Annotated in this window: 21 protein-coding genes and 1 pseudogene; 6 read left to right on the top strand and 16 right to left on the bottom strand. The window is 69.2% G+C overall.

The window, feature by feature from the left end:
- Positions 1-117: 117 nt before the first annotated feature.
- Positions 118-270: a hypothetical protein gene (locus FM051_RS51680; protein WP_238412298.1), complete on the bottom strand. Its 153-nt coding sequence runs from the start codon at positions 268-270 to the stop codon at positions 118-120.
- Between the two features lie 107 nt (positions 271-377).
- Positions 378-773 carry a hypothetical protein gene (locus FM051_RS11025; RefSeq protein WP_158842841.1) on the bottom strand — a complete coding sequence of 132 codons (396 nt, stop codon included), beginning with the start codon at positions 771-773 and terminating at the stop codon, positions 378-380.
- A 111-nt stretch (positions 774-884) separates the two neighbouring features.
- On the opposite strand from FM051_RS11025, the gene FM051_RS53965 reads away from it, so the two are divergent.
- Both FM051_RS53965 and FM051_RS11015 read left to right on the top strand, forming a co-directional pair.
- Positions 885-1,193 (top strand): hypothetical protein, encoded by a 309-nt coding sequence (locus FM051_RS53965; RefSeq protein ID WP_420803584.1) that lies wholly within the window; start codon positions 885-887, stop codon positions 1,191-1,193.
- Positions 1,194-1,343: 150 nt separating this feature from the next.
- Positions 1,344-1,637, top strand: a pseudogene (locus FM051_RS11015) (AraC family transcriptional regulator); the annotation flags it as partial.
- A 421-nt stretch (positions 1,638-2,058) separates the two neighbouring features.
- On the opposite strand, the gene FM051_RS11010 reads toward FM051_RS11015, so the two are convergent.
- The 4 genes from FM051_RS11010 to FM051_RS10995 all read right to left on the bottom strand — a co-directional run bounded on the left by FM051_RS11010 (position 2,059) and on the right by FM051_RS10995 (position 5,426).
- Positions 2,059-2,274 carry a hypothetical protein gene (locus FM051_RS11010; RefSeq protein WP_158842840.1) on the bottom strand — a complete coding sequence of 72 codons (216 nt, stop codon included), beginning with the start codon at positions 2,272-2,274 and terminating at the stop codon, positions 2,059-2,061.
- Positions 2,275-2,502: 228 nt separating this feature from the next.
- Positions 2,503-3,630 carry an FAD-dependent oxidoreductase gene (locus FM051_RS11005; RefSeq protein ID WP_158842839.1) on the bottom strand — a complete coding sequence of 376 codons (1,128 nt, stop codon included), beginning with the start codon at positions 3,628-3,630 and terminating at the stop codon, positions 2,503-2,505.
- A gap of 1 nt (position 3,631) precedes the next feature.
- Positions 3,632-4,543: a proline dehydrogenase family protein gene (locus FM051_RS11000; RefSeq protein ID WP_158842838.1), complete on the bottom strand. Its 912-nt coding sequence runs from the start codon at positions 4,541-4,543 to the stop codon at positions 3,632-3,634.
- A 187-nt stretch (positions 4,544-4,730) separates the two neighbouring features.
- On the bottom strand, positions 4,731-5,426 hold the full coding sequence (locus FM051_RS10995; protein ID WP_158842837.1) for a GntR family transcriptional regulator: 696 nt from the start codon (positions 5,424-5,426) through the stop codon (positions 4,731-4,733).
- Between the two features lie 102 nt (positions 5,427-5,528).
- Between FM051_RS10995 and pruA the strand changes: the two genes are divergently transcribed.
- The 3 genes from pruA to FM051_RS10980 all read left to right on the top strand — a co-directional run bounded on the left by pruA (position 5,529) and on the right by FM051_RS10980 (position 10,550).
- Positions 5,529-7,184: an L-glutamate gamma-semialdehyde dehydrogenase gene (gene pruA, locus FM051_RS10990; RefSeq protein ID WP_158842836.1), complete on the top strand. Its 1,656-nt coding sequence runs from the start codon at positions 5,529-5,531 to the stop codon at positions 7,182-7,184.
- 16 nt (positions 7,185-7,200) lie between these two features.
- Positions 7,201-8,559: an MFS transporter gene (locus tag FM051_RS10985; protein ID WP_158842835.1), complete on the top strand. Its 1,359-nt coding sequence runs from the start codon at positions 7,201-7,203 to the stop codon at positions 8,557-8,559.
- Positions 8,560-8,879: 320 nt separating this feature from the next.
- Positions 8,880-10,550 carry an IS1182 family transposase gene (locus tag FM051_RS10980; RefSeq protein ID WP_158842834.1) on the top strand — a complete coding sequence of 557 codons (1,671 nt, stop codon included), beginning with the start codon at positions 8,880-8,882 and terminating at the stop codon, positions 10,548-10,550.
- A gap of 476 nt (positions 10,551-11,026) precedes the next feature.
- On the opposite strand, the gene FM051_RS53115 is transcribed toward FM051_RS10980, so the two are convergent.
- From FM051_RS53115 to FM051_RS10950, 6 genes are all read right to left on the bottom strand, one after another.
- Entirely contained in the window at positions 11,027-12,127 is a 1,101-nt protein-coding gene (locus FM051_RS53115) for a lytic polysaccharide monooxygenase (RefSeq protein ID WP_158842833.1), read from the bottom strand.
- 43 nt (positions 12,128-12,170) lie between these two features.
- Positions 12,171-14,375 (bottom strand): glycoside hydrolase family 44 protein, encoded by a 2,205-nt coding sequence (locus tag FM051_RS10970; RefSeq protein ID WP_158842832.1) that lies wholly within the window; start codon positions 14,373-14,375, stop codon positions 12,171-12,173.
- 1,012 nt (positions 14,376-15,387) lie between these two features.
- Positions 15,388-15,543, bottom strand: a complete 156-nt coding sequence (locus FM051_RS10965; RefSeq protein WP_158842831.1) for a hypothetical protein — start codon at positions 15,541-15,543, stop codon at positions 15,388-15,390.
- Entirely contained in the window at positions 15,528-16,625 is a 1,098-nt protein-coding gene (locus tag FM051_RS10960; protein ID WP_238412295.1) for an SDR family NAD(P)-dependent oxidoreductase, read from the bottom strand. Before FM051_RS10960 ends, FM051_RS10965 begins: the two co-directional genes overlap by 16 nt.
- 123 nt (positions 16,626-16,748) lie before the next feature.
- Positions 16,749-17,576 carry an SDR family NAD(P)-dependent oxidoreductase gene (locus tag FM051_RS10955; protein WP_158842830.1) on the bottom strand — a complete coding sequence of 276 codons (828 nt, stop codon included), beginning with the start codon at positions 17,574-17,576 and terminating at the stop codon, positions 16,749-16,751.
- A gap of 77 nt (positions 17,577-17,653) precedes the next feature.
- Complete coding sequence (locus tag FM051_RS10950) at positions 17,654-18,499, bottom strand: LLM class F420-dependent oxidoreductase (protein ID WP_158842829.1); 846 nt, start codon at positions 18,497-18,499, stop codon at positions 17,654-17,656.
- A 165-nt stretch (positions 18,500-18,664) separates the two neighbouring features.
- On the opposite strand from FM051_RS10950, the gene FM051_RS10945 reads away from it, so the two are divergent.
- On the top strand, positions 18,665-19,603 hold the full coding sequence (locus tag FM051_RS10945; RefSeq protein ID WP_158842828.1) for an AraC family transcriptional regulator: 939 nt from the start codon (positions 18,665-18,667) through the stop codon (positions 19,601-19,603).
- A gap of 385 nt (positions 19,604-19,988) precedes the next feature.
- Here the strand turns inward: FM051_RS10945 and FM051_RS10940 are convergent, their stop codons facing one another.
- The 4 genes from FM051_RS10940 to FM051_RS50460 all read right to left on the bottom strand — a co-directional run bounded on the left by FM051_RS10940 (position 19,989) and on the right by FM051_RS50460 (position 23,578).
- Complete coding sequence (locus FM051_RS10940) at positions 19,989-20,159, bottom strand: hypothetical protein (protein WP_158842827.1); 171 nt, start codon at positions 20,157-20,159, stop codon at positions 19,989-19,991.
- Between the two features lie 796 nt (positions 20,160-20,955).
- The gene (locus FM051_RS10935) at positions 20,956-21,105 is read right to left on the bottom strand and encodes a hypothetical protein (protein WP_158842826.1); all 150 of its coding nucleotides are present in this window, start codon (positions 21,103-21,105) and stop codon (positions 20,956-20,958) included.
- Between the two features lie 176 nt (positions 21,106-21,281).
- Positions 21,282-22,259, bottom strand: coding sequence for a MerR family transcriptional regulator (locus FM051_RS53110; protein ID WP_202918792.1), 978 nt, complete (start codon positions 22,257-22,259; stop codon positions 21,282-21,284).
- 545 nt (positions 22,260-22,804) lie between these two features.
- Complete coding sequence (locus FM051_RS50460; protein ID WP_420803583.1) at positions 22,805-23,578, bottom strand: recombinase family protein; 774 nt, start codon at positions 23,576-23,578, stop codon at positions 22,805-22,807.
- Positions 23,579-23,627 lie beyond the last annotated feature (49 nt).

The following is a 23,627-nucleotide window of genomic DNA, read 5'->3' as shown; positions in this document are numbered from 1 at the left end:
CACGATCACCGCCACGCCTTCCCTTGAGCCACAAGGGATTACCCAGCCGGACCGGGTCCGCGACGTGGTCGGCGACCACGTCGCGGACCCGGTCCGGCTGGTCGGCGACCGCACCCGTCAGCCCTGCCGTGCGCCGGCGAGTTGCCGCAGGACGAGCAGCCCACCGATACCGGGGACGACCGCCATCGCCCGCGTGCGGGTGACCCGGCTGTGGCGGACGGTGAGGATGATGACGAACAGGTAGGCGCACCCGTGCGTCGGTCCGACCACGGAGGACACCTCCGGTCAGTGCACGGTGGCCAGGTTCGCCAGCAGCACGACCAGGGTCACGAGTTCCGCGCCCGCCGCGATGCGCAGTGCCGGCAAGGGGTTCACCCTCACACCCCCGTCGTGGAGCCGGGGCGGACGATCATCAGCACGGTGACCACGGCCCACAGCACGTTGAACATCCCCGTGTACATGGCCAGCCGCGCGGGCCCGCGCTCGTCGGGCCCGGAGTCCGAGGGGGCCGGCACCGAGGCGAGGATGCGTTGCTGGCGCGGGAGAACCAGCAGCACGAGCACGCCCGCGGCAGCCGCGGTCAACGCGATCGACGTGATCAGCCACGCGTCGCCCAGCACGCCGAGACTGCTCGCGGTGGCGAGCCCGAAGACCGGGACCACGACCCCGACCGCGGCGTAGACCCGGGAGATCCGGTGCAGAGAGCGGAGAACGGCGAGATCCCGGTCGGTGCCGGACTCCGCCAGCGCACGCCGTGCCGCGGCGGGGAACATGCCATCGCGAGCACCATCGAACCCCCGCACACCGTGGCCACGGTCAGGCCGGGGCGGTCGAGGGCTTCCTTCAGCAGGGCGGGCAACGGCGTGCCGAGGGTGCGGGCGAGGATGGCCGGGACGCTGTCCTCGCGGACGTCGTCCGCTCCTTCGGGGAGACTCCCGGCCGCACCGGGCACGACGACCAGGTCCGCGCGCCGCGGCTCCAGCCGGGCCGTCGCCCCCAACGACAGCGAGCCGATCCCGCTGGACACCTCACGCGGCCCCTCGGCCGAGACGAGCTCCACCTCCAGCACCCCGTCCGCGATGCCGCCACCGGCGGCCAGCACCTCGTACGGCGCGATGACGTCCAGCGGGTCGAACCCGTCGAACAACACGATCTGCGCGAGCAATCGGATCAGTCCTCCCTCGATGCGGTGACGCCGACGCTAGTCACGGACCACGATCGCCGGAATCGGCTGGATTGCCATACTCCAACGGATTCTCGCCAACGGCTTTACCAGCGTTTATCGAGATATGGCCTGCTCAGCGGCCTTGGCGAACGGCGAGCGGAGGGCATACCTTCTTGCCATGCACACCGTGGCCGTGCTCGCCTTGGACAAGGTCATCCCGTTCGACCTGTCCACCCCGATCGAAGTGTTCACCCGCACCCGGCTGCCCGACGGCCGCCCCGCCTACCGGGTCGGGGTCTGCGGGGCCACCCCGACCGTCGACGCCGGGGCGTTCACGCTCCAGCCGCCGTGGGGCCTGGACGCCCTCGGCGACGCGGACACGATCATCCTGCCCGGCTGCGCCGACCCCGCCGCCCCGATCCCGGACGAAGTCCTCGACGCCCTGCGGCAGGCCGCGGCCAACGGCACCCGAAGACGCGTGCGGCATGAACCGCCGCACCGGTAGCAGGTCGGCGCGGGTCGTGCAGGTCATGACCCCCACCCGGCGTGGTCGCCGCTCTGATTGACCCCGCCGACCCCGCACAGCGCACCCCATCATGCCGTCCCCGCCGACGGCGAAGGGATGACCGGCAGCCGCTACCGCCTGCCCCGGGCCGGGCACCCGGCCCTGATGAGCGCCACGCCCCCGACACCATGGACAACAGGAGCACACCCAGCCTCTTCCCCGCCGTTCCACAAGCATGCGCCGCCCGGCATCGGCATCAAGGCCCTCCGGCCGCTACACGGTCGGGCTCCGCCCGAGCCTTGACCCCGACGCCTCATCCCGGCGCGCCCACACCCCGGCGGAGAAGACCAAAACAAGGTCAGCGCCCCCCTTGACCGGCCCCACTCCTTCAGGGCTGACCTGCACGGACGGCATTTCGGCAAGCACAGCGTTCGCCGTCGTCGAGCGCGGCGAGCAGGTCGTCGGCGAATCCGAGCACCGGGTGCTGTACAGCCAAGGGTTGGTGGGACAACAGCGCGAACAGCAGGTCGTCGTCCGGGGTGTGGCGGGCACGTCGGGCGAAGGCGGCTTCGGCGACATCACGCAGCTCCTCCACCACGCGCATCGCCACCAGGTATTCGGCAAAGGTCGATCGCTGATCTGGTGTACGCCTACTGTGCAGCAGGGGACATCGATCACGCCATTGAGATCGCCGGACAACTCGACGACCCGGTGGACCAAGCTGCCGCCCTGTCCGCAGCGGCCAACACCTTTTCCGAGTATCGCCGCCATGACATCGCCCGACGACTCAATACGGAGAGCAGTCTTTCGGGCAAACATGCCTTGAACGTCGTCAGACCGGGTCGCCCGTCCTGCTCGGGGTGCGTGTCAAGGCAAAGCGGGGGGTCGTGTCGCCGCGGCCGAGCGCGAGGTCCGCGATCATTTCGCCGAGCAGGGGGGCGAACTTCGCGCCGTGACCGGAGCACGGTGACGCCACGACGATGGGCCCCCATCGGTCGAGGATGAAATCTTCGTCGCTGGTCGTCGTGTAAAGGCAGGTGCCGTCGGCGACCGGGTGCGGATCGAGGCCGGGAAGCCACTCCCGGACGTAGTCCAGGATTCGTCGGCGGCCGATGGGGTCGATGGTTCCTGTCCGGGTGCTCGCCGTGGTCGGGGTGCCGTCGTCATGCTGGGCGACCTTCATGGCCGGACGGGGGCCGCCGTCGGCCCCTGATGGCAGTCCGAAGATCTGGTGGGTGTCCTTGTGCACCACGACCGGCCAGGCCGCGTGCGGGTCGCGCCGAGGGAAGTGGAACACCTGTTGTTGGGTGACCCGCACCGGAGGGAGTGGGATGTCGAGCCGCGAGGTGGCCAGGAACTCGGGCAGCCAGGGGCCGACGGCGAGGACGGCACGGCGTGCCCGGATGGATTCCCCTGCGTGGACCACGACGTGGTCGCCGCGGATGTCGATGTGCTGGACAGGGGTGTGCGGGACCAGCCTCGCTCCGTTGCGGCGGGCCACGTCGAGGAAGGCTTTGACACTGTCGTCCGCGTTGATCACACCCGCCTCGGGCTGGAAGAGGACGGGACCGCGGAAGACCATGCCGGGCCACCGGGCGGCGGCCTCGTCCGGCGACAGCAGTTCATGGGACAGGCCGAGGTCGGCCAGCGTGGCGGCGAGGGCTTCGGGGTCGCGGTGGCGGCCGTGGTCGATCCCGCCGGTCACCCGCAGCAGGGTCGCGCCGCTATCCGACTCGAGCCGGCGCCAGCCGTCGCGCGCCCGGCCGGTCATCGTCACGTACAGGGGGTCGGGGTAGACGCGGCGGAAGATCCGGGATGTGCCGTGTGAGCTTCCCCTGTCGTGTCCGAAGCCGTGGGTGTCGAGCAGCACGACCGAACGGCCCGCCCGGCCTGCGGCCCACGCGGTCGCGGCCCCGGTGAGACCGGCCCCCACCACGACGATGTCGATGTCGGTCGCCACCTCAGCCACCCACCACTGAACGCAGGAAGAACAACAGGTTGGCCGGTCGCTCGGCCATCCGGCGCATCAGGTACGGGTACCACTGGCTGCCGAACGGCACGTAGACCCGCACGCGGTAGCCGTCTCGCACCAGTTGCCGTTGGAGGTCGCGCCGGACTCCGTACAGCATCTGGAACTCGAAGTCCTCCTTGCCCACCCCGCAGGCCTCGGCGGCCCGCCGCACGTGCTCGATGCACTCGTCGTCGTGCGTGCCGAAGGCGGGGACCGGACAGTGCGCCAGGATCCGGCCGGCCAGGTAACGGTACTGGGCGGTGACCTCCTTGCGATCCCGCAACGCTCTGCTCAGCGGCTCGTCGTAGGCGCCTTTCACCAACCGCAGTCGCGGCTTGATGTCGACGAACGCGGCCAGGTCCTCGGGGGTGGTCCGCAGAGCGGCCTGGATGGCCATGCGTGTGTCGGGGTAGCGCGGCAGGACATCGTGGAAGGCTTCCAGGGTGGGCCGGCCGGCCGAGCTGTGCTCCATGTCCAGTTCGACGTCGACGTCGACCGCGGCAGCCGCTTCCAGCAGTTGGTTCAGGTTCTTCGCGCACACCTGGCGGTCGGCGAGGATGCCCAGTTGGGACAGCTTCACCGACACGGTGGCGCCCGGCGAGTGCCGGGCGATGGCCTGGACGGTGTCGATGTACTGGTCGGTCGCGGCAGTGGCGTCGGCGAGGTCCTCCACCTGCTCTCCGAGGAGATCGAGGCTCACGTCCAGGCCCTCGCGCCCCATGCGCTGGGCCACGGTGATCGCGTCGTCGAGGGTCACCCCGGCAACGAAGCGGTCCACCAGTCCCCTGGTCATCGGCTGCCCGCTGACCAGACGTTCGAGCTTCTTGTTCTGTGCCGCGTGCAGCAGCAGTCGACTCATCATGGTGGGCCCCTGTTCGGCAGGAGGCAGGTCGAACACGCCTCATGGGTGCAAACGCGGCCAGGTGGATGCGCAGCCACGGTGCGCCGACTATAATCGCACTAAAATTTCAGTGCAACGTCTGATTGTCGCCTGCTGGCGTTCACCTGACGGTGACGATCGCCCGCCTCGAGCGAAGCGGGCGTCAGCGTCAGAGGAGAGTCCGCACCTCTACCGAGTAGCCGCGGAGGTGGTCCCGTGCGGCTTCCCTGGCCGCCGCGGGGTCACGCGCGCAGATGGCCTTGACGACGTCGTGCTGGGAACAGGCCTGCGGCGTCCGTGAAGGCGTTCGCTTGAGGCCGTAGTACCAGATCCGAAGCGCGAGGTTGGCGTACTCGTTGAGGCTCGCCTCGAGGTAGGGGTTGTGGGCCGCGGCGTAGATCATCCGGTGGATCTCGGCGTCGACGGCGATGTAGTCCAAGGACAGGTGCGCGGCGTCCTCGGTGTGCTCCAGCCTGGCCGCCAGGCCGTTGAGCTCAGCGCACTCGTCGTCGGTCGCCCGCTGCGCCGCGAGCGCGGCAGCCAGCCCCTCCAGTTCGAGTCGGACCTCGGTGAGCCGGCGCTCGTCACTGATGTTGATCTCGGTGACGAAGGTGCCGCGGCGCGGGTAGATGACGGCGAGCCGCTCGAGGGTGAGGCGCTTGAGCGCGTCCCGCACCGGGGTGAGACCGAGGCCGAGTTCGGCGCTGAGGGCCTTCTCGTCCAGGGGTTCGCCCGGCTCGAGTCGGACCGTGATGATGGCGTCCCGGATCCGCAGATATGCCTGGTCCGCAAGTCGCACACCGCCCTTGAGCCCGTTGCTGCCATGGTTGTCGGCGACTTCGACGGGCTCGATCTGTTGACGCATGGACGCCAGTATACGTACTGTGCCATCTCACTGAAATTTTAGTCCAACTTTTCCGATCTCCACCGGGGTGCGGCAGACCCCTTCGACGATCAAGGGACACGGATGACATCGCCCAGCGCAAGCATCGCCGGCAGCGTGCGAGCCCCTGCCCCCGCCAACGAGCCCGTGCGGGACTACGCCCCCGGTTCGCCGGAGGCGACCCGACTGCGTCAACGCATCGACCAGATCCGGGCAGAGACCCGGCAACTGCCCCACGTGATCAACGGCGAACGCGTCTTCGGCGGCGCGGAAGCCGATGTGGTGTCACCGCACGAACACGGCCGAGTGTTGGGTCGCATCACGCCCGCCCAGGGCAAGCAGGTCGAGGCGGCGATCGACGCCGCCCTCTCGGCGCGGCGCGTGTGGTCGCGCACGCCGTGGTGGGAACGGGCCGCCGTGTTCCTGCGCGCCGCGGACCTGGTCACCGGGAAGTACCGCGACGAGTTGCTCGCCACCACGATGCTGGGGCAGTCGAAGACCTTCCACCAGGCCGAGATCGACGCCGCCTGCGAGTTGGCGGACTTCCTCCGTTACAACGTCCACCTCGCCGCGGGCATCTACGAGCAGCAGCCGAGCTCCGACCCGGGCCAGTGGAACATCATGGACCACCGGGGCCTGGAGGGCTTCGTGCTGGCCCTCACGCCGTTCAACTTCACGGCCATCGCGGGCAATCTGCCCTCGACCCCGGCGCTGATGGGGAACACCGTGGTCTGGAAGCCCTCCGAGAAGTCCGCGCTGAGCAGCGACGTCGTGATGCGGGTGTTCGACGAGGCCGGACTGCCGCCCGGCGTGATCAACCTCGTCCACGGCGACGGGCAGACCATCGCCACCCATGCCCTGGCCGACGAACACCTCGCCGGCGTCAGCTTCACCGGCTCCACCACCGTGTTCCGCAGCCTGTGGAAGCAGGTCGCCCAGCACTTGGACACCTACCGCGGCTATCCCCGGTTGGTGGGTGAGACCGGTGGCAAGAACGCGATCGTGGCCCACCCGTCGGCCGATCCCGACGCACTTCTCGTCGCCCTGGTCCGCGGCGCCTTCGAGTACCAGGGACAGAAGTGCTCGGCGGCGTCCCGCGCCTACCTGCCACGAAGCCTGTGGCAGCGGCTGCGGGATCCGCTGATCGACATCATCCGGACCCTCCGGGTCGGTGATCCCACCGAACACGAGACGTTCGTCGGCGCGGTGATCGACGGCGTGTCCCTGAAACGTCTCGAGGCCGCGATCGGCAAGGCGAAGAGCCTCGACAGCCACCAACTGCTCGTGGGTGGCACGGTGCGTCCCGAGACCGGATGGTTCGTCGATCCCACCGTGCTCGTCACCACCGACCCCACGGCCTTCACGATGTCGGAGGAGTTCTTCGGCCCGATCCTCACCGTCCACGTCTACGACGACTGGGACACCGTGCTCCCCCTCATCGACGCCACCAGCCCGTACGCCCTCACCTGCTCCGTCTTCGCCACCGAGCGCACCGCCATCGCCCAGGCACTCGACGTCCTCCGGGACACCGCCGGAATGACCTACGTCAACGACAAACCCACCGGCGCGCTCATCGGGCGGCAGTCCTTCGGCGGTGGTCGGGCGTCCGGCACCAACGACAAGACCGGTTCCGCTCTGGCCCTCCAGCGCTGGATCAGCGGGCGTTTCATCAAGGAAAACATGAATCCCGACCTCGACTGGACCTATCCCTACCTGCGCGAATCCAGGATCGAATCCTGAACCGAGGAGAACCACCATGACCGCCGCCCACGTCCTGGACGACGCACCACTGTCCAAGTTCCACAAAAAACTCGCGCTGTACTCCTCGGGCGGGCCGTTCCTGGACGGCTACGTGCTCAGCATCATCGGCGTCGCGATGGTGCAGATCGCCCCACAGCTGAACCTCAACAGCTCCATGCAGGGCCTGATCGGCGCCTCGGCGCTCATCGGCATCTTCCTCGGCGGCTTCGCGGGCGGCTACCTGACCGACAAGTTCGGCCGACAAGTCCTCTACACCGTCGACCTGATCGCCATCATCGTCTGCTCCATCGCCCAGTTCTGGGCCGACGACGCCATCTGGCTGTTCGTCCTCCGACTCCTGATCGGGATGGCCGTCGGCGCGGACTACCCCATCGCCACGTCACTACTGGCCGAATTCACCCCACGCCGACACCGCGGACCCCTGCTCGGCGCACTGGTCGTCATGTGGTTCGTCGGCGCCGCCGCGGCCTATGTCGTCGGTCAACTGCTGCTCAACACGGGACCCGACGGCTGGCGGTGGATGCTCGCCAGCGCGGCGATTCCCGGGATCATCATCGTGCTGCTGCGGCTGGGCACACCCGAATCTCCCCGCTGGCTGGCCAAGAAGGGCCGAACCGACGAGGCCCAGGCCGTCCTGCGGCAGGTCTTCGGTCCCGGCGTCACGGTCTCCGACCTGCCGGACGAGGAACGCGAGAACGTCGACCTCAAAGCCATCCTGCGATCCGGCTACGGCGGACGGATGCTGTACATCACCGTCTTCTGGACCTGCTCCATCGTCCCGCTGTTCGCCATCTACGCCTTCGGCCCCACCATCCTGGGCGCCCTCAACCTCTCCGGGGGTCTGGCCAACATCGGCTCGGCGCTGATCACCGTGATGTTCCTGCTCGGCTGCGCCGCCGCCCTCCTGCTCGTCAACCGCATGGGCCGCCGTCCGCTGGTCATCCACAGCTTCATCTGGTCCGGCATGGCCCTGCTGCTGCTCGCGTTCTTCCCGGACGCGCCGGCCTCCGTCATCATGCTGCTCTTCGCTGCCTACGCCGTCATCATCGGCGGCACCCAGATCCTCCAATGGATCTACCCCAACGAACTGTTCCCCACCGAGGTACGCGGTACCGCCGTCGGCATCGCCTCGTCGCTCAGCCGCATCGGCGCGGCCGTCGGCACCTACCTGGTCCCGGTGTCGCTGGCCGGGTGGGGAATCAGCGGCACGATGTTCGCCGCCACCGCGATCAGCCTGGTCGGTGCGATCGTGTCCGCGTTCTGGGCGCCGGAGACACGCGGCCTCGCGCTGCACGAATCCGCCGCCCTGCCGAGCCCGACCACGCCACCGCGACCACTCGACGCCTCCGCCTGACCACCGGAGTGGCGGCCCTTCACGGAAGAGCCGCCACTCTCCACCGCACCGGTCGACACTGAACCGCCCCGGCTTTGGTGACTCCCGGCCAGCTGATCCACCGGCTGCGGCGTTCGGTGGCGGAGCCCTTCTCCACACACGGACCGACACGCACCAACATCACGAGGTTCGACGAGGCCACGGAACCCGCGTCGCCCCTGTGGGACTCTGTTGCCCAATTGAGGACGCGCTGGTCACGGGCGGTTTCACGTCGTGATCGTCGGGGTGGATGATGATCCACTGCGGCAGGCGTCCGGCCTGGTCGCGGAAGGGATCAGGTGATGTCGGTCCAGCCGCGTGCGTGGCCGGAGGTTCCCGAGCAGACCGCGGTGGTGGCCAGGGCGGCGTTCCCGAAGGGGACGTTGGCGATGCGGGTCCGGGACGAGTTACCGGAACTGTTCGCCGATGAACAGTTCGCGTCGGCGTTCGGGGTGCGGGGCAGGCCGGGGATCCCTGCGGGGTGGTTGGCGCTGGTCACGGTGTTGCAGTTCGCGGAGGACCTGACCGATCGGCAGGCGGCGGACGCGGTGCGTGCCCGGATCGACTGGAAGTACGCGCTCGGTCTGGAGTTGACCGATCCAGGGTTCGACCACACCGTGTTGACCGGGTTCAGGCAGCGGCTGGTCGAGCACGGACTCGAGGAGAAGGTGCTGGACCTGCTGTTGGCCCGGTGTGTGCAGCTCGGGTTGGTCAAGTCTCGGGGTCGGCAGCGCAGCGACTCCACCCATGTGTTGGCGGCGGTGCGGTCGGCCAACCGGTTGGACTTCCTGGCCGAGACCCTGCGCGCGGCGCTGGAAGCGTTGGCCGCGGCCGCGCCGGACTGGCTGGCCGGTCTCATCGACGCGGGCTGGGTGCGCCGGTACGGGGCCCGGATGGATTCCTATCGGCTGCCGCACGGTCGGGCCGAGCGCACCGCGGCGGCCGGTCGGGTCGGTGTCGAGGGATTTCGGTTGTCGGAGGCTGTTCACGCGTCGGACGCGCCGATGTGGCTGCGGGAGATTCCGGCCGTGACCGTGCTGCGGACCGTGTGGATCACGCAGTACCACCGCACGATCACCCACGACGGTGAAGAGGTGTCCTGGCGGGAGGAGAAAGACCTCCCGCCCAGCAGAGCGCGCCTGTGTTCTCCGTACGACACCGACGCCCGCTACGGAACCAAGCGTGGATCCGGTTGGGAGGGCTATAAAATCCACCTCACCGAGACCTGTGACGACATCGCGGTGACCGGACTGCCGCATCTGATCACGAACGTGGTCACCACCGACGCGACCGTCACCGACGTGGAGGTGCTCGAGGACATCCACGCCGACCTCGACCGCCGGGGCCTGGTGCCCGGTGAGCACGTGGTGGACGCGGGCTACACCTCCGCCGATCTGATGGTCGGCGCCCGACGCGAGCACGGCATCACCCTTCTCGGCCCGCTGCGGGTCGACAACTCCACTCAAACCCGGACCGGTGACGGTTACGGCCGCGCCGCGTTCACCATCGACTGGGACCGGCGTCAGGTCCTCTGTCCGCAAGGGGTGCGGAGCACGATCTGGTCGGAGTGTTCCGAACGCGGCCGAGACTCGGTCGTGGTCGCTTTTCCTGTCACCGCCTGCCGACCATGTCCGGTCCGTCCACAGTGCACACGATCGACCCGGTCAGGGCGCCAGTTGATGCTGCGAGCTCGGGACGTTCACGAGGCGGTCGAGCAGGCCCGGACCGAGCAGGCGACCGACGAGTGGAAACAGCGCTACGCGATCCGGGCCGGAGTCGAGGGCACCGTCCACCAGGCGGTTGCCGCCACCGGGGTCCGCCGCTGCCGCTGCGTCGGGCTGCCCAAGACCCGTCTCGCCCACGTCTTCGCCGCTACCGCCCTCAACCTGATCCGCCTGGACGCATGGTGGAACGGCACCTCACCCGGACAGCGGAGCACCAGCCACCTCGCCAGACTCGACCTCGCCGCATAACCGAATTGGGCAACAGAGTCGATCCGGGATCCGAATCGCGGGTTCGACGCGATCGTGGTGGGGGAGTTCGAGCGGGATTCGCCGGAGATCAGGTCCAGCACATCGTCGCGTTGTGCTGGCGGCACGGTGTGCAGGTGTGGTTGCCCGAGGCGGGCGGCCCGCTGGACCTGGACAACCCCGAACACCGGGCGCTGATCAGGTTGCTGGGCGAGCAGTCACTGCGTGAGGTGATCCGGGCCCGCCATCGGGCGATGGCCGCGATGACGATCCAGAGACGAACGCCGGTACCTGTTGTCGGGTCGGGTGGTGTGCTGGATGTCCGGGCGGCGGATGGACGCGCACTGGGTGTACGGCCGCCCCGGTTACCGGTGCCGCCACGGCTAACAGCGCCCGGCCGTGTCCGGCTGATTGCGCGGTGCGGCAGGTTGCCCGCCGCACCGCGGCGGGCAACCCCTATGCGTGCAGTGGGTATGGGATCAGGTCGCGGTGCAGGTGGGCGTAAGGGGCCCTGCGGTTCCGGAGGTGACGAAGCCGAAGGTGGTGGCGGCGCCTGCGGCCAGTGAGCCGTTGTAGGCGGCGTTGCGGGCGCTGACGGTGGAGCCGTCCGTCGTCACTGCCGCGCTCCACGAGGAGTTGATCCGTTCACCGTTGGTGAAGGTCCAGCTCACAGTCCAGCCGGTGACCGGCGTGGAGCCGGCGGTCACGCGCGCCTCGGTCTGGAAGCCGCCGGACCACTGTGAGGTGACCCGAAAGGTGGCCGAGCAACCCCTGATGGGAGTGCCGGTCGTGGTGGTGGTCGGCGTGGTGCTGGTCGTCGCGGTGGTGCTGGTGGTTGTCGTGGTTGTGGTGGTGGTCGTGGTGCCGCCGCCGGTGAAGTTGACATCACTGCACCCGTAGTAGCTCTGGTCGAGGTGGCTGGCCTGCCAGACGGTGAACAGGATGTGATGCCCGGTGCGGCCGGGCGCGTTGATCTCGACCGGGGTCCTGGTGCCGGTGGGGATCTTGCCGGTTTGGCCGACCAGTTCCAGGTCGCTCCACTTCGGAGCCTGGGTCTTGGGGTCGAAGCCCTGCTTGGTGGCGTAGACGCGGATGTAGTCGGCGCCGTGCGAGGAGGTGTCGTTGAGGTTGAGGGTGAATCGGCCGGGGCGGTCGGTGGTCCGCCAGTTGCCGGGCTTGTCCATCGCGGCGTAGCGGCCGTTGGAGGTCAGCCCGCCGCTGCACAGTTGCCCGTCGGGCACGACGGCCTGGTGGTCGCCGCCCGCGCCGTTGCGCAGCAGGCCGTTCCAGTTGTACATGGCGCCGGAATTGGCCTTCCACGCCTGGTAGCACAGGGGGTCTTCGGCTGCCATCTGCGCCGTGGCACCGTTGGGCCAGCGGTGGTAGCAGCCGTAGTGGCGCGAGGGCGGGTCGCTCACCGCGCCGTGCGCGGCGGCGGTGCCCGCGCCGAAGGTCACCAGCAGGGTCGTCAGCAGTGCCAGGCAGGCGCCGAGGATTGCGGATGCCCGCCAGACGGTCCTCGTCGAGGCTTCCTTCGGCTGGTGGCTGTGCACGGGAGTGGTGTCAAGGGAGTAGTGCATGTGTTTCACCGGATCTCCGTTGATCGATGACCTGGGTTGCGCGTCAGGACAGGGAGCAGGTCGGCGTGGGGGTCCAGCCGGTCGGGTCGCCCTTCATGGTCATCCCGGCGGTTGCGCTGGCGGTCGGGGCGAGCTTGCCGTTCCAGGACGCGTTGCGCACGGTGACCTCGGACCCGGTGGTGGTGCTGCGGCCGTTCCACGTCTGGGTCACCGACATGCCTCCGGCCAGGGTGAAGTTCGCGGCCCAACCGGTGGTGGCGCTGGTGCCGGTGTTGCGGACGGTCAGATCCACCTGGAACCCGCCCTGCCACTTGTTGGTGATCCGCACCGCCGCGCTGCATCCGGTGGCGGGGTTCGGTTTGGTGCGCACGCTCAGTGCGGTCGAGGGCGGTGACGGGTTGCCTGCGACGTCGTTGGCCCGCACGGTGAAGCTGTAGGCCGTGTCCGGGGTGAGGGCGGTGACCGCGAGGCTCGTGCCCGACGTGCGTCCGGCCGGGGTGCCGTCGCGTTCGACGGTGTAGTCGACCGCTCCGGTGACCGCCGGCCAGGACAGCGTCACGCCGGTCGCGGTGACGTCGGAGGCCGTGGGCGTGCCCGGCGCGGGGAGTTGCGGGGTGCCGTTCTTCGGGATGACGAAGAGGGTGGCGGAGTGGGCGGGCAGGGTGGCGCTGAACCCGGTGGCCGACACCGGCTGGTCAGCCTCACGGACGATCCCGGTCAGGTCCGCGCCGCTGTAGCGGTAGACCTGCGCGGTGCCCGCGCCCCGGCCGGAGATCGCGACCGGGCTGGTCAGGTCGCCGGTGGTCTTGTTGATCACCATGAGGGTGGTGGCTCCGTCTTTGGTGCGCTCGGCGCCGTAGATCGCCAGCTTCTCCTGGTCGGTGCTCGCGGCGCGGACGCGGACGTCGCCGAACCGGCCGCCCTTGCCGTCGTAGTTGCGGTACATGCGGAACGCGTGCGCCACCGGCTGGTCGGCGCTCGGCGCGGTCCACAGCGCGGCCATGTCGAGGCCTTCGCGGCCGAAGATGCCCAGCACGTCCGCCTGGGTCAACGCGCCGTTGAGGTGGTCGTAGGCGCCCCAACTGTACTCGGTGATCGCCACCTTCGTGCCGGGGTAGTTCCGGGCGACCATGTCCTTCATCCGCGGGATGTAGGCGATCTCGTCGTTGATCCACGACTCGTCGGTGTAGGTCGGGTCCCACAGTTGTCGGGTCGACCGCAACCGCAGCGCCTGGGTGGCGGGGTCGTTCGGGTCGCCCTTGATGGCCTGCTGCGGGTAGATGTGGTTGTCGTAGTAGTCCAGGACCCGCACACCGTGCTGCTGCTCGTAGGCGCGCATCTGCGCCAGGTACCACTCGCCGAAGTCCACGTTGCCGTGGTTGGGTCGGTCCGCCGCGCCCAGACCGGACTGTCGCAGCGACCGGTAACCCCAGCCCACCGGGCCGAGCGTCTTGGCGCCCGGGTCGGCAGCCTTCACCGCCGCGCCGATGTCGTAGGTGCGGTCACGCAATTCCACCGCGCCCACGCCGGTCGGGCGCACGTCGCGGTGGGTGTTGTGCCAGAGGTCCGGCTCGTTGTCCAGGTTGTAGTACCGGACCCCGCCGTCGGCCGCGGCGCCGTACTTGCCCTTCAGGTGGTCGATCCAGTCGGTGACGTACTCCGCGCCTGCCTCGACGCTGGTGTCGCGCGGGTCGTTGCCGGTGATCTTCGTGCCGTCCGGCTTGACCCCGTTGCCGCAGTCCGGGGCCCACTTGTCGGTGCGCTCCTGCGGACCGTACTTGGCCACCGAGAACCCGCACACCTTCCCGCGGCCCTTCGACACCCAACCCAACAGCGGCACCGCGAACAAGCTCTTCGTGCCCGTGCGCAGGTTCTGCTCGTGGGCCCGGTCTGTGGTCGACCCGTCCGGCAGGGTCGAGGGGTCCGGGTTGGGCTCGTCGATGTTCTCGAAGTACCAGTCCGAGGCGCGGTTGCTGTTGTCGTAGCGGAAGTTGTAGCGCGTGGTGGCGTTACCGCCCCACCGGTGCACCGGCAACCCGATGTCCGCGGCCAACTCCTCGCTCGCGAAGTTCATCCCGTAGACGTCCTCGCTGATCGGCCGCCGATCGGCGCCCACGTCAACGGTCAGACCGGGTCCCGCCGCCGCCGTGGCCACACCTGCCGGCGCGACCGCGATGACGACCGACGCGGCGACGACCGGCACCAGAACCGCGCCCCACAGGTGCTTCGCATGCACTGCTCCGGGCATGTCTCGTCCTCCTCGTGATGTGTAAGAACCATCCAGAGGTGGCGGCAACCTCTGGGAGCGCTCCCAGTCGGGCCTGTTAGCACTAACGAAAGCTCAAATAAGCAGTTGCCTGGATGTGATTGGCGACCGCCAAAAGTCAAAGACGAATTGTGTCAGTTTTACGGTCTTCGGTACGGCGACTGCTCTGGTAGTTCTCGTGCGCGCCAGGCCGAAGTGGCAGGTTTGTGCAGCTCCCGCACATCGCCTCCTTGCGAGCTGGATAGTGGGCACTCTCTGTCTCATGCTGTGCCCAATCGAGCTGGGAGCGCTCCCAGAGGACTGTAGCGCAACTTTTTCGGAATCGACAAGCCTTAAGCGATCAGAGGGAAATGATGTTAGCGCTCACAGCGTGCCTGGTGTGATCGTCATCCACTCAGTCAGTGATGCGCGACCACTGATGGGTGGCGGGAGTGCGTGCGCCACGCCCGGTGGAGGAGCGACCCGCTTCGACCGGTCGGAACTCGCCCTGTCATCGTGTCGGCCTCCCGTCGTCGTTGGCGGTTGCCCAAGTGTGGTGAAGGTTGGCAACGGTAAAACGCTTACGGGTCACAGTCAACCCGTTGACCTGGTTCGATCGTTGCCTCTATCGTGATTCGAAGTAAACGTTTACATTGCTGGGTCGTGTGCTGGTAGGAACGCCCCGCCTGAGGGCTTCGTCGCACCTGACGGCTGACCGTGCCTGACGTCGTTCAGGAGTGGCGGTCTGGTGTGGCGAGCGCTGTGCGAGATGGCCTGCTTCGAGGAGAGACGATGACGTCTGCCCGTTCGACGCACGCATGCGCGCATCACGCCGCGCCCCTACCACCCGCGTGCCGGCAGTGGGCCGGGATCCCGAGCCGGGGCCGCTGGCGTGGATGTCGGCCGTCAGGCCGGCTGCGGATGGAGCTCGACATCGTTGTTGCCTCACAGAAGTTGGTACTGACTCGACATTTCGAATGCTGTGCCGGGAGCGCCTGGGTGGACGTGGTGCGGTTCAGCCGTGGGCGGCGAACGAGACGTGCTCCGAGCAGGCGGAGGCACCGGGCCAGTCGGTGGGGTAAGGGCCCGGCTGGATCATGGTGACCTTGATGCCGTAGAAGTTTGTCTCGAACTGGTCGCGCGCCTCGGCCTCGGTCAACTCCTCGACCATGCCGGGCCGCCGCGCTCCAGCACGGCTTCGACGAACGAGCGGCCCAGGCCGCGCGACGAACCGGTGACGAACCACATCTTGGGCATGGGAACCCTTCGGGCGAGAGGTGGTTGGATCACACGAGGAGTTGCTCGGAGGCGTCCCAGAGCCGCGTGGCGGCTTCCGGGTCCAAGGCGTGCGCCGCGACGCCGCTCAGAGTGCCCGGAGCGTGTGGGGCAGCCTCGTCGCAGTCCTCGAAGTACCGGCCGCTGACGCCGTCGAGCGCCGGTGACGAGGCCAGCAGCACCGAGGTCGCGGCGCCCTGCTCGGTCGTCTTGAGGACCCACCCCGGGCAGTTCCCGCGCCTCGCCGACGAGGGCTTGGAGGTGGGCGTTGAACTGCGTCTGCTCGCTGTCTCCGACATAGCGCATCAGGTTGGTGAAGATCGCTCCCGGCATCAGCGCGTTGACCGTGATCACGTCGCCGGACCAGCGCCGGGCGCCCTCGACCGCGAACAGCACGTTGGCCGTCTTGGACTGCCCGTACGCCAGCCACGGGTCGTACGGTCGGTTTGTGAAGTGAAGGTCGTCGAACACGACCAGCGAGAAGAGGTGCCCGCTGGAGCTCACCGACACCACCCGGGCGCCTTCCGCCGCCGCGAGCGCGCCGTGCAGCCCGGTGGCGAGGGCGAAGTGCCCGAGGTGGTTGGTGGCCAACTGCAACTCCCAGCCCCGCGACGTCCGGGTCTCCGGCGCAGCCATCACGCCCGCGTTGTTGACCAGGATGTGCAGCGGTCCCCGCCACGCGGCCACGAACGCGCGGACGGACGTCGGATCGGACAACTCCAGCCGACCGACCCGCACGTCCTCGGCACCGGTGGTGGCCTTGATCTCCGCCGCGGTCCGGTGACCGGCAGCGGTGTCGCGCACGGCCAGGGTGACCTCCGTGCCGGCACTGGCGAGTGCGCGTGCGGTCTCGACGCCGATGCCGGACGCGGCACCGGTGACGACCGCGCGCCGGCCGGTCAGATCGACGCCCGCGATGACCTCGGCGGCCGTGGACCATGCGTTGAACGGAGTGGTGATGCGTGTCGCCGTGACCATTCTCGCGGTACTCCCACTTGCTGCGGTTGAATTGGAGGCGCCTCCGATCCGGCTCCACCTCGAACAGGGGCGCGCGGTTTCGTGGCACCGGGCCACCGACAGCCCCATCGGCTGCCCTCCGGGTCAGGCGACCTGCGCGCCCTGCGCCCGGACGGCCAGGTCCGCCCAGTCGGTCCAGGTCTTGAGCCGGTCGGCGTAGACCTGCGGGAGCATCTCGTTGCCCTGGGCGCCGAAGAAGACCCTCAGTGGCGGGTTGTCGGAGTCGACGACCTCCAGCAGGGCCTCGCCCGCGGCGGCGGGGTCGCCGAAGTCCAGGCTCTGGACGAACGCGTAGAGCTGTTCGCGGACGCCGTCGTAGGCGGGGTTGGCATCGGCGTGGACGGCGGACGTGCCGCCCCAGTCGGTGGCGTAGGCGCCGGGCTCGACCAGCGTCACCTTGATGCCGAGACCGGCGACTTCCTGGGCCAGTGATTCGGTCAGGCCCTCCAGAGCCCACTTGGAGGCGTGGTAGCCGCCGAGCAGCGGCCAGGCCGCCACACCGCCGGTGGAGGAGATCTGCACGAAGTGGCCGGAGCCCTGCTCGCGCAGGTGGGGCAGCGCCGCCTGGGTGACCCACAGCGCACCGAAGAGGTTGGTCTCCAGCTGGTCGCGCAGCTCCCGCTCGGTCAGCTCCTCCACGGCGCCGAACAGGCCGTAACCCGCGTTGTTGACGATCACGTCGAGACGACCGAAGTGGTCGTGTGCCCGGTTGACGCTCGCGAAGACCCCGGTCTTGTCCGTCACGTCCAGCTCCAGCGGCAGCACCGCGTCGCCGTGGACCGTGACGAGATCGGTCAGCGCGGCGGCGTCGCGCGCCGTGGCGGCGACCTTGTCGCCGCGGGACAGCGCGGCCTCGGCGAAGCGACGGCCGAAGCCGCGGGAGGCGCCGGTGACGAACCAGACCTTGCTCATGCTGTTCTCCATCTTGAAACGCTGACGATCCGAAGTGCCCGGTGGGAAGCCGGGCGGGAGGGTGAAAGGCGGTTCGGTCAGTCCTGGAACGCGGTGACCAGTGGAGCGACCTGGTCCAGGAAGCGGCGAACGGTGTCGGCATCGGCCGGGGGCGCGTAGAGCACCGCGCGGTTCACGCCGATCTCCCGCAGCTCCGCCAGCCGCGCGGCCTCGGGTTCGGCGCCGAAGACGGTCACCGGCACGTCGTCGGCGCGTCCGGCCTCGTAGCCCGCGGCGCGCAGCTTGGCGATGCGTTCGGCCAGTTCGTCCAGGGGCATGCCGGCGTGCGGCATCCACTCGTCGCCGAAGTCGAGCACCCGGTCCGCCACGCGCGGGCCGGAACCGCCCACCAGCACCGGTGGGCCGGACGGCCGGTGCGGCTTGGGCCAGGACCACAGTGGTCCGAACCGGACGTGCTCGCCGTGGAACTCGGCGATGTCGTCCTCCCAGATCCGGCGCATCGCCCGCACGCGCTCGGCCATGACGCTCCAGCGCCGCGCGGGGTCGGTGCCGTGGTGGGCGATCTCCTCGCTGATCCACCCGGCGCCCACGCCGAACAGCACGCGTCCGCCCGACAGGGCATCCAGGCTGGCCACGGCCTTGGCGGTGACGATCGGATCGCGCTGGGGCACCAGGCAGATGCCGGTGCCCACCAGCAGGTCCCGGGTCACGGCCGCGGCGTACCCGAGCGCGACGAACAGGTCGTGAGTACGGGAGAAGTGCGCGGGCAACTCCCCCACCTCCGCACGGGTGCGCTCGGTCGCGGGCAGGTGGGTGTGCTCGGGGAAGAACAGCGACTCGAAACCGCGCTCCTCGACCACACGAGCCAGTTCGTCGGGGCGGATGGCGAAGTCCGCCGGGAACATGGCGATGCCTAGTTTCATGGCTTCCGTCCTGGATGGCAGGCGGTGGCGCGCCGTGCCGGGCCGTCGTGTCGCCATCGACCCTAGGTACGAGTACCGAGAGCATCCATGACAGCGACGCTCAGGTTTTTGCCCGAGACTCTCATGTAATGATCCTGTGAGTTATTCAGGCGCTAGGGTGTCGGCATGGACGTGCTCGCCGACGTACTGGCCGCCACCGGCTTCCGGGGCGTTCTGCTCGCGCAGCTGCGTTCCTCCGGCTCCGGCTGGGGCTGCGCGGTGGACCAGCTCGACACGGCGGGCTTCCACCTCATCGCCGAGGGCGCCTGCTGGCTGCGGACCTCCGACACGCCACCCATGCAGCTGGTGTCCGGTGACGTGGTGCTCCTGCCGCGCGGCACACCGCACCAACTCACCGGAGCGCCCCACGAAGACGCCCGCCCCTACGCGGAACTGGAAGCCGCCCACCCGCCGGGACGCGAAGGCGTGGTCGACCTCGGGGGCGACGGACCCGTCGTCCGGGTGGTGTGCGGCAAGTTCCACTACGCGGGCAACACCACCGGACATCCCGTCCTGTCGGCGCTACCCGAAGTCGTCCACGTTCCCGGCATGAGCGCCGATCCGCAGTTGCAGGGGATCATCCGGATCCTCGCCTCCGAGACGTCGGGCGGACAACCCGGATCACGCGCCGTGGCCACCCGCCTGACCGAGGTGCTGTTCGTGCTGGCGGTCCGCGCCTGGATCGAGCGGGCCGACAGCACCACCGAGACCGGGCCGTCCTGGCTGACGGCCCTGCGCGACCCGCGCATCGGAACGGCCCTGTCGCTGATGCACGAAGAGCCGCACCGCGACTGGACGGTGGAGAGCCTGGCCCGCACCGTCGCGATGTCCCGCCCGGCGTTCGCCCGCCAGTTCAAGGCGGTCGTCGGCCTCACCCCGCTGGCCTACCTGTCCCGGGTCCGGATCGACCTGGCCGCCCGCCTGCTGCGCGACACCGACAACCCCGTCGGCGACGTCGCACAAGCCGTCGGCTACACCTCCGAGTTCGCCTTCTCCCGCGCCTTCTCCCGAGAACACGGCATCGCCCCCGGCCGCTACCGCCGCACCACCTCGACCCGCTCCTGACGAACCGACTGCGTCCCTTAATCGAGGGATCACGACGTCACGTCCGGCGACCTGGACGCGCTCGTGCAGCAATCCTGCATGTCCGAAAGGCACAGGTTCACCGGTGGTGTCATGACAGCAGGGCTCGTTGCCGTCCTGCTGGCCGGTTGTGCGTCGAACGGCGTGGACAGCGGCTCCACCGGCTCCGCTGGACCGGACCTGGGGTCGCCGGACATTTCGCGGAATATCCAACGGAATAGGTGCTGACCTGCGCCGATTGTGGCCAAGCTCAGGCGGGTCCGACTACCTCGCTGCTGGCACGACGACCGAGTCGGCCGCGGCCACCCCGGAAGGGGTCGGAGTTACCGCAGGTGAGGGCAGTCCGATGTGTCTGTCCTTCGCCTGGTCAGTGGGTGAGCCGGTCCGACCAGCTGAACTGGAGCAGCGCCGCGGCGGAGCCCTCGCGCAGGACGACGTCGACGCTGCCGCTCCTACCGGGGTACAGGGCGAGGTCGGCGCGTGCCCCGTCGAGCCGGTGGAGCAGCGTCGCGGCGAACCGGAACGGGCTGATCGGCACCCACGTACGCCACGCGACACGAACTCGTCGTCCAAGCCCACGACGGTCAACCCGGGCTCCAGACGGCGGAAGGCCGCGACGTCCACGGGTTCGTCCGCGTGGTCGGGTTGCTCGGACGGCGTCACCGAAATCCGAGCGGCGTCGGCCACCAGTTCGTCCCACAGCGGGTCGGGGCGGAACGGCGGGAACGGCAGGTCGTCGCCGAGCGCCTCCCAGGCACGCCTCCACCACGCCACGGTGCGCACGGGCCGCAAGCCCGATGAGCGTGACCGCGACGACCTGGCACCGCACCAGCACCAGCGACGCGCCCACCCCGAACGCTCGATCGAACCCGGCCGCTCGCACGTCAGGGCCGCGTGCTCAGCGGCGTGCTCCATCTCGGAGTAGGCCACGATGTCGGGCGCGTTGGTGATCCGGTACTCCATGGCCGAGTCCAGCACGGCCCCGGTGGACACCGGCTGGAACACGACGTCGTCCGGGGTGAGGATCAGCGGCCACACGCCGTGCTCGTCCCCCATCACGAACTCCACGGCGGGGTCGCCGTTGTGCGCGGATGTCGCGGCACCTGCGGACCGCGTCGGCGTCGACCTGGACCGTGTCGTCGATGGCTGGCACGTGCACGCGGACCCCACCCGAGACAGCGGTCACCCGAAGACCGGACAGGCGTTCGAGCGCGCGGATGATGTCTGCGGCGTCCATGCGGCCTCCAATCATCGCCTGCGGCCATTGTCCACTCACAGGCAACGCAGGAATGCGGTGCATCGACCACCTGCGGCGGTCGACGTGACCGACTGCCTTACGCGGTTGCCGGCCGCCGGCGCGCACCACCCGCATCGGGCTGCGGCGGGTCCTGATCGCGGCCGGTGATGGTGATGTAGCCGCAGTAGTACGCACCATGCAGGGCGAGCAGGTGGGGTTCCTCGACGGTGCAGACCTGGAGGTGCACGGCAGCGACTAAAAGTTGCCGGCCTGCGGAAATGACGGTTCTGACGCGTGCGCTGACCGCGGTGTCGTTGGCAGGGGCCGTGGTGACGACCGCGGCGCCTCACCGCTGTGGCTGCTGAGCTGTCACTACCGGCCGGGGCGGCTCACCTGCTGGTGAGCCGCACCGTTCCTCGCTGATCAAGCTGCGGACGCGCGCAGTGCCGCGGCCAGCCACTCGAACGGGAACCGCTCCGGCGGCACGTTGTTCACGGCGGTGACCAGCGCCATGTACCGGTCGAACGGTCCCTCCGGCTCCGGCGGCGTGCGGTCCCACTCCTCGCCCGCCAGCATGTGGTCGGCCGTCTCGATCCGGAACTCGGGCGTGTCCGGCATCCCGGGGCTGTCCGGTGTCGCGAAGATGCCGGTCAGCCACCCGATCCACCGGTCGGCGATCTCCCGCCCCCGCGGCGAGTCCGGCGGCACCCGCTCCCGCGCCGCGTCCATCGCCGCCTGGGCGATCGGCGCGGCCGCCTCCAGGGCGTCCAGCATCGGCGACGAGGTCATCAGCGGTCCGGCCCCGGTGGTGCACGCCTCGTACAGCTCACGGCGCAAGGCCTGCCGGACCTCGGTATCCCGGACCAGTTCGGCCAGCTCGATCCACGCCTCCAGCTGGGCCGCAGTGGGATGTTCGGGCAGCTCCGGCCGAGCCGCCCGCCACCACTCGACCATCCGCTCCGGCGGCTCCCAGCCGGTGGAGACCTCGGTCCAGAACTCGTCGATCAGCCGGTCGCGCTCCTCGTCCGACATGCCTGCCAGCTTGTGCATCAGCGTGACCTGCTCGGCCGTGGAGTCCTGCCGCAGGATGGCCGACAGCACCGCGCGACGGCTGCGCAGCCGTGCCTCCTGCCGTGCCAGCAGGGCCAAGTGGGTGGCGGCCAGCTCGCGCAGCGTCGCCTCGCCGGCCAGCACCCGCCGGATCTCGTCCAGGCCGGCGTCGAGTTCCCGTAGCGTCCGGACCAGTTCCAGCCGGGCGATGGCCGACACGTCGTACAGGCGGTGGCCGGCCGGGGTGGTGGCGGCCGGCGTGACGACACCGGCGTCCGCGTAGTACCGGACGGCGCTCACGCTCAGGCCGGTCCGCCGGGCGACATCCCCGATGGCGTACAGCTCGTTCATGTCCACGACACTTACCATGCGATCTCAAGCGGCTTGAGATACAAGCCCCTGGTAGGACCACCGCCGTTTACACCGGCCTGATCCGTAAACCCGCCTGACCGCGAGGATGTAGGTGACGGTTCTCCGGCGAGGCCTGCCCCACCGGCTGACAAGTCCCACCCGCTGCGGTTTACCGATAGCCAAGCGGACACGAACCGACGGCGAGCGATCGGCGCGGATCTCAGCGTCCAGATCGGAGGCTTATCGGCCGAAACCTTGGTCGACGCCTCACAATGAAGCAGCCGACCTTTGTGGACGATGTGACACCGGAAGATCGTCTGTGCTACGTTCTACGTGTGACACGTCCCCACGGCGGACGGGGAACACACAAGATCATAGTGGTGAAGAGGGCGTGGGATTCGACCCCGCAGGTGGGACGTATCCCATGCGTGGGGGTTCAAGTCCCTCGGACATATAATTACCCCACGGGCCCTGATCTGAGCTTATCAGATCAGGGCCCGTGGGGGTTTTTAGACTGAGGCGCTGACCTGGGATTCATCCAGTGATCACACGACGGATACCGGTCGGGGACCGACGCCGTGCGCGTCGCAGGTGACCGTCAGCCGGTGGTCGCGCAGATGCGCGGCCACCCGGGCCGGTTCCACTCCGACGTGGTGCCCTTCCCGCACGAGCTGCTCCACGATGACGTCCACGAGGTGGTCCTCGCGCAGGTAGGCGTTGCGGGGCGCGTCGGCCGGACGCGACCGAGCGCTGGTGTACCTGTGCCGACACCGGTAGCCCGCGCGCCCGTGACCCCAGTGCGACTCCAACCGCCGCCCGCACACCCCGCACACCAGCAGGCCGGACAGGTGATACCGGCGGACGCTGCCGTCCGCGGTCGGACGCGCCGCCCGCCGCGCCTGGACCAGCAGGAAGTCGGCCTCGCCGACCAGCGCCGCATGGGCGATGTCCGCGGAGATCACCCAGTCCACGCGGTCGTTGGCACGCTGGGCCGGCCGGCCGCTCGTCGGATGAGAGTGCTCGCGGTCGTCGGCCACCCGGTTCCACACCTGCCGCCCGGTGTAACGAGGGTTCTCCAGGATCTTCGCCACCGTGACCAACGTCCACGTCTCCCCCGACCGGTGCGGGTTGCGATCCGCGGACGACGGACGACGGCACACCACGCTCGTCGAGCTCCCGCGCGATCCCGGCAATATTGCGCCCCGCCAGCCGCTCCATGAAGATCCACCGCACGTGCGGCGCGGTCGCCGGATCCGACGCGAACCCCTGCAGCCGGCGCCCCCAGCGCGCGTGCACCCGGTTCGGATGCGGGCCACCATCGACCAACCGGTACCCGTACGGCGGACGCCCACCCGGATACCGACCCTG

It is taken from the genome of Saccharothrix deserti, from assembly GCF_009769385.1.
Lineage (GTDB): Bacteria > Actinomycetota > Actinomycetes > Mycobacteriales > Pseudonocardiaceae > Actinosynnema > Actinosynnema deserti.
This window is presented reverse-complemented; position numbering and strand designations above follow the sequence as displayed.

Coding starts and splice junctions, on each gene's coding strand:
- FM051_RS11025 (WP_158842841.1), bottom strand. CDS start 773: ATGTTCCCCGCCGCGGCACGGCGTGCGCTGGCGGAGTCCGGCACCGAC.
- FM051_RS53965 (WP_420803584.1), top strand. CDS start 885: ATGGCCGGGACGCTGTCCTCGCGGACGTCGTCCGCTCCTTCGGGGAGA.
- FM051_RS11010 (WP_158842840.1), bottom strand. CDS start 2,274: ATGCGCGTGGTGGAGGAGCTGCGTGATGTCGCCGAAGCCGCCTTCGCC.
- FM051_RS11000 (WP_158842838.1), bottom strand. CDS start 4,543: ATGATGAGTCGACTGCTGCTGCACGCGGCACAGAACAAGAAGCTCGAA.
- FM051_RS10995 (WP_158842837.1), bottom strand. CDS start 5,426: ATGCGTCAACAGATCGAGCCCGTCGAAGTCGCCGACAACCATGGCAGC.
- pruA (WP_158842836.1), top strand. CDS start 5,529: ATGACATCGCCCAGCGCAAGCATCGCCGGCAGCGTGCGAGCCCCTGCC.
- FM051_RS10985 (WP_158842835.1), top strand. CDS start 7,201: ATGACCGCCGCCCACGTCCTGGACGACGCACCACTGTCCAAGTTCCAC.
- FM051_RS10980 (WP_158842834.1), top strand. CDS start 8,880: ATGTCGGTCCAGCCGCGTGCGTGGCCGGAGGTTCCCGAGCAGACCGCG.
- FM051_RS53115 (WP_158842833.1), bottom strand. CDS start 12,127: ATGCACTACTCCCTTGACACCACTCCCGTGCACAGCCACCAGCCGAAG.
- FM051_RS10970 (WP_158842832.1), bottom strand. CDS start 14,375: ATGCCCGGAGCAGTGCATGCGAAGCACCTGTGGGGCGCGGTTCTGGTG.
- FM051_RS10965 (WP_158842831.1), bottom strand. CDS start 15,543: ATGGTCGAGGAGTTGACCGAGGCCGAGGCGCGCGACCAGTTCGAGACA.
- FM051_RS10960 (WP_238412295.1), bottom strand. CDS start 16,625: ATGGTCACGGCGACACGCATCACCACTCCGTTCAACGCATGGTCCACG.
- FM051_RS10955 (WP_158842830.1), bottom strand. CDS start 17,576: ATGAGCAAGGTCTGGTTCGTCACCGGCGCCTCCCGCGGCTTCGGCCGT.
- FM051_RS10950 (WP_158842829.1), bottom strand. CDS start 18,499: ATGAAACTAGGCATCGCCATGTTCCCGGCGGACTTCGCCATCCGCCCC.
- FM051_RS10945 (WP_158842828.1), top strand. CDS start 18,665: ATGGACGTGCTCGCCGACGTACTGGCCGCCACCGGCTTCCGGGGCGTT.
- FM051_RS53110 (WP_202918792.1), bottom strand. CDS start 22,259: ATGAACGAGCTGTACGCCATCGGGGATGTCGCCCGGCGGACCGGCCTG.
- FM051_RS50460 (WP_420803583.1), bottom strand. CDS start 23,578: ATGGTGGCCCGCATCCGAACCGGGTGCACGCGCGCTGGGGGCGCCGGC.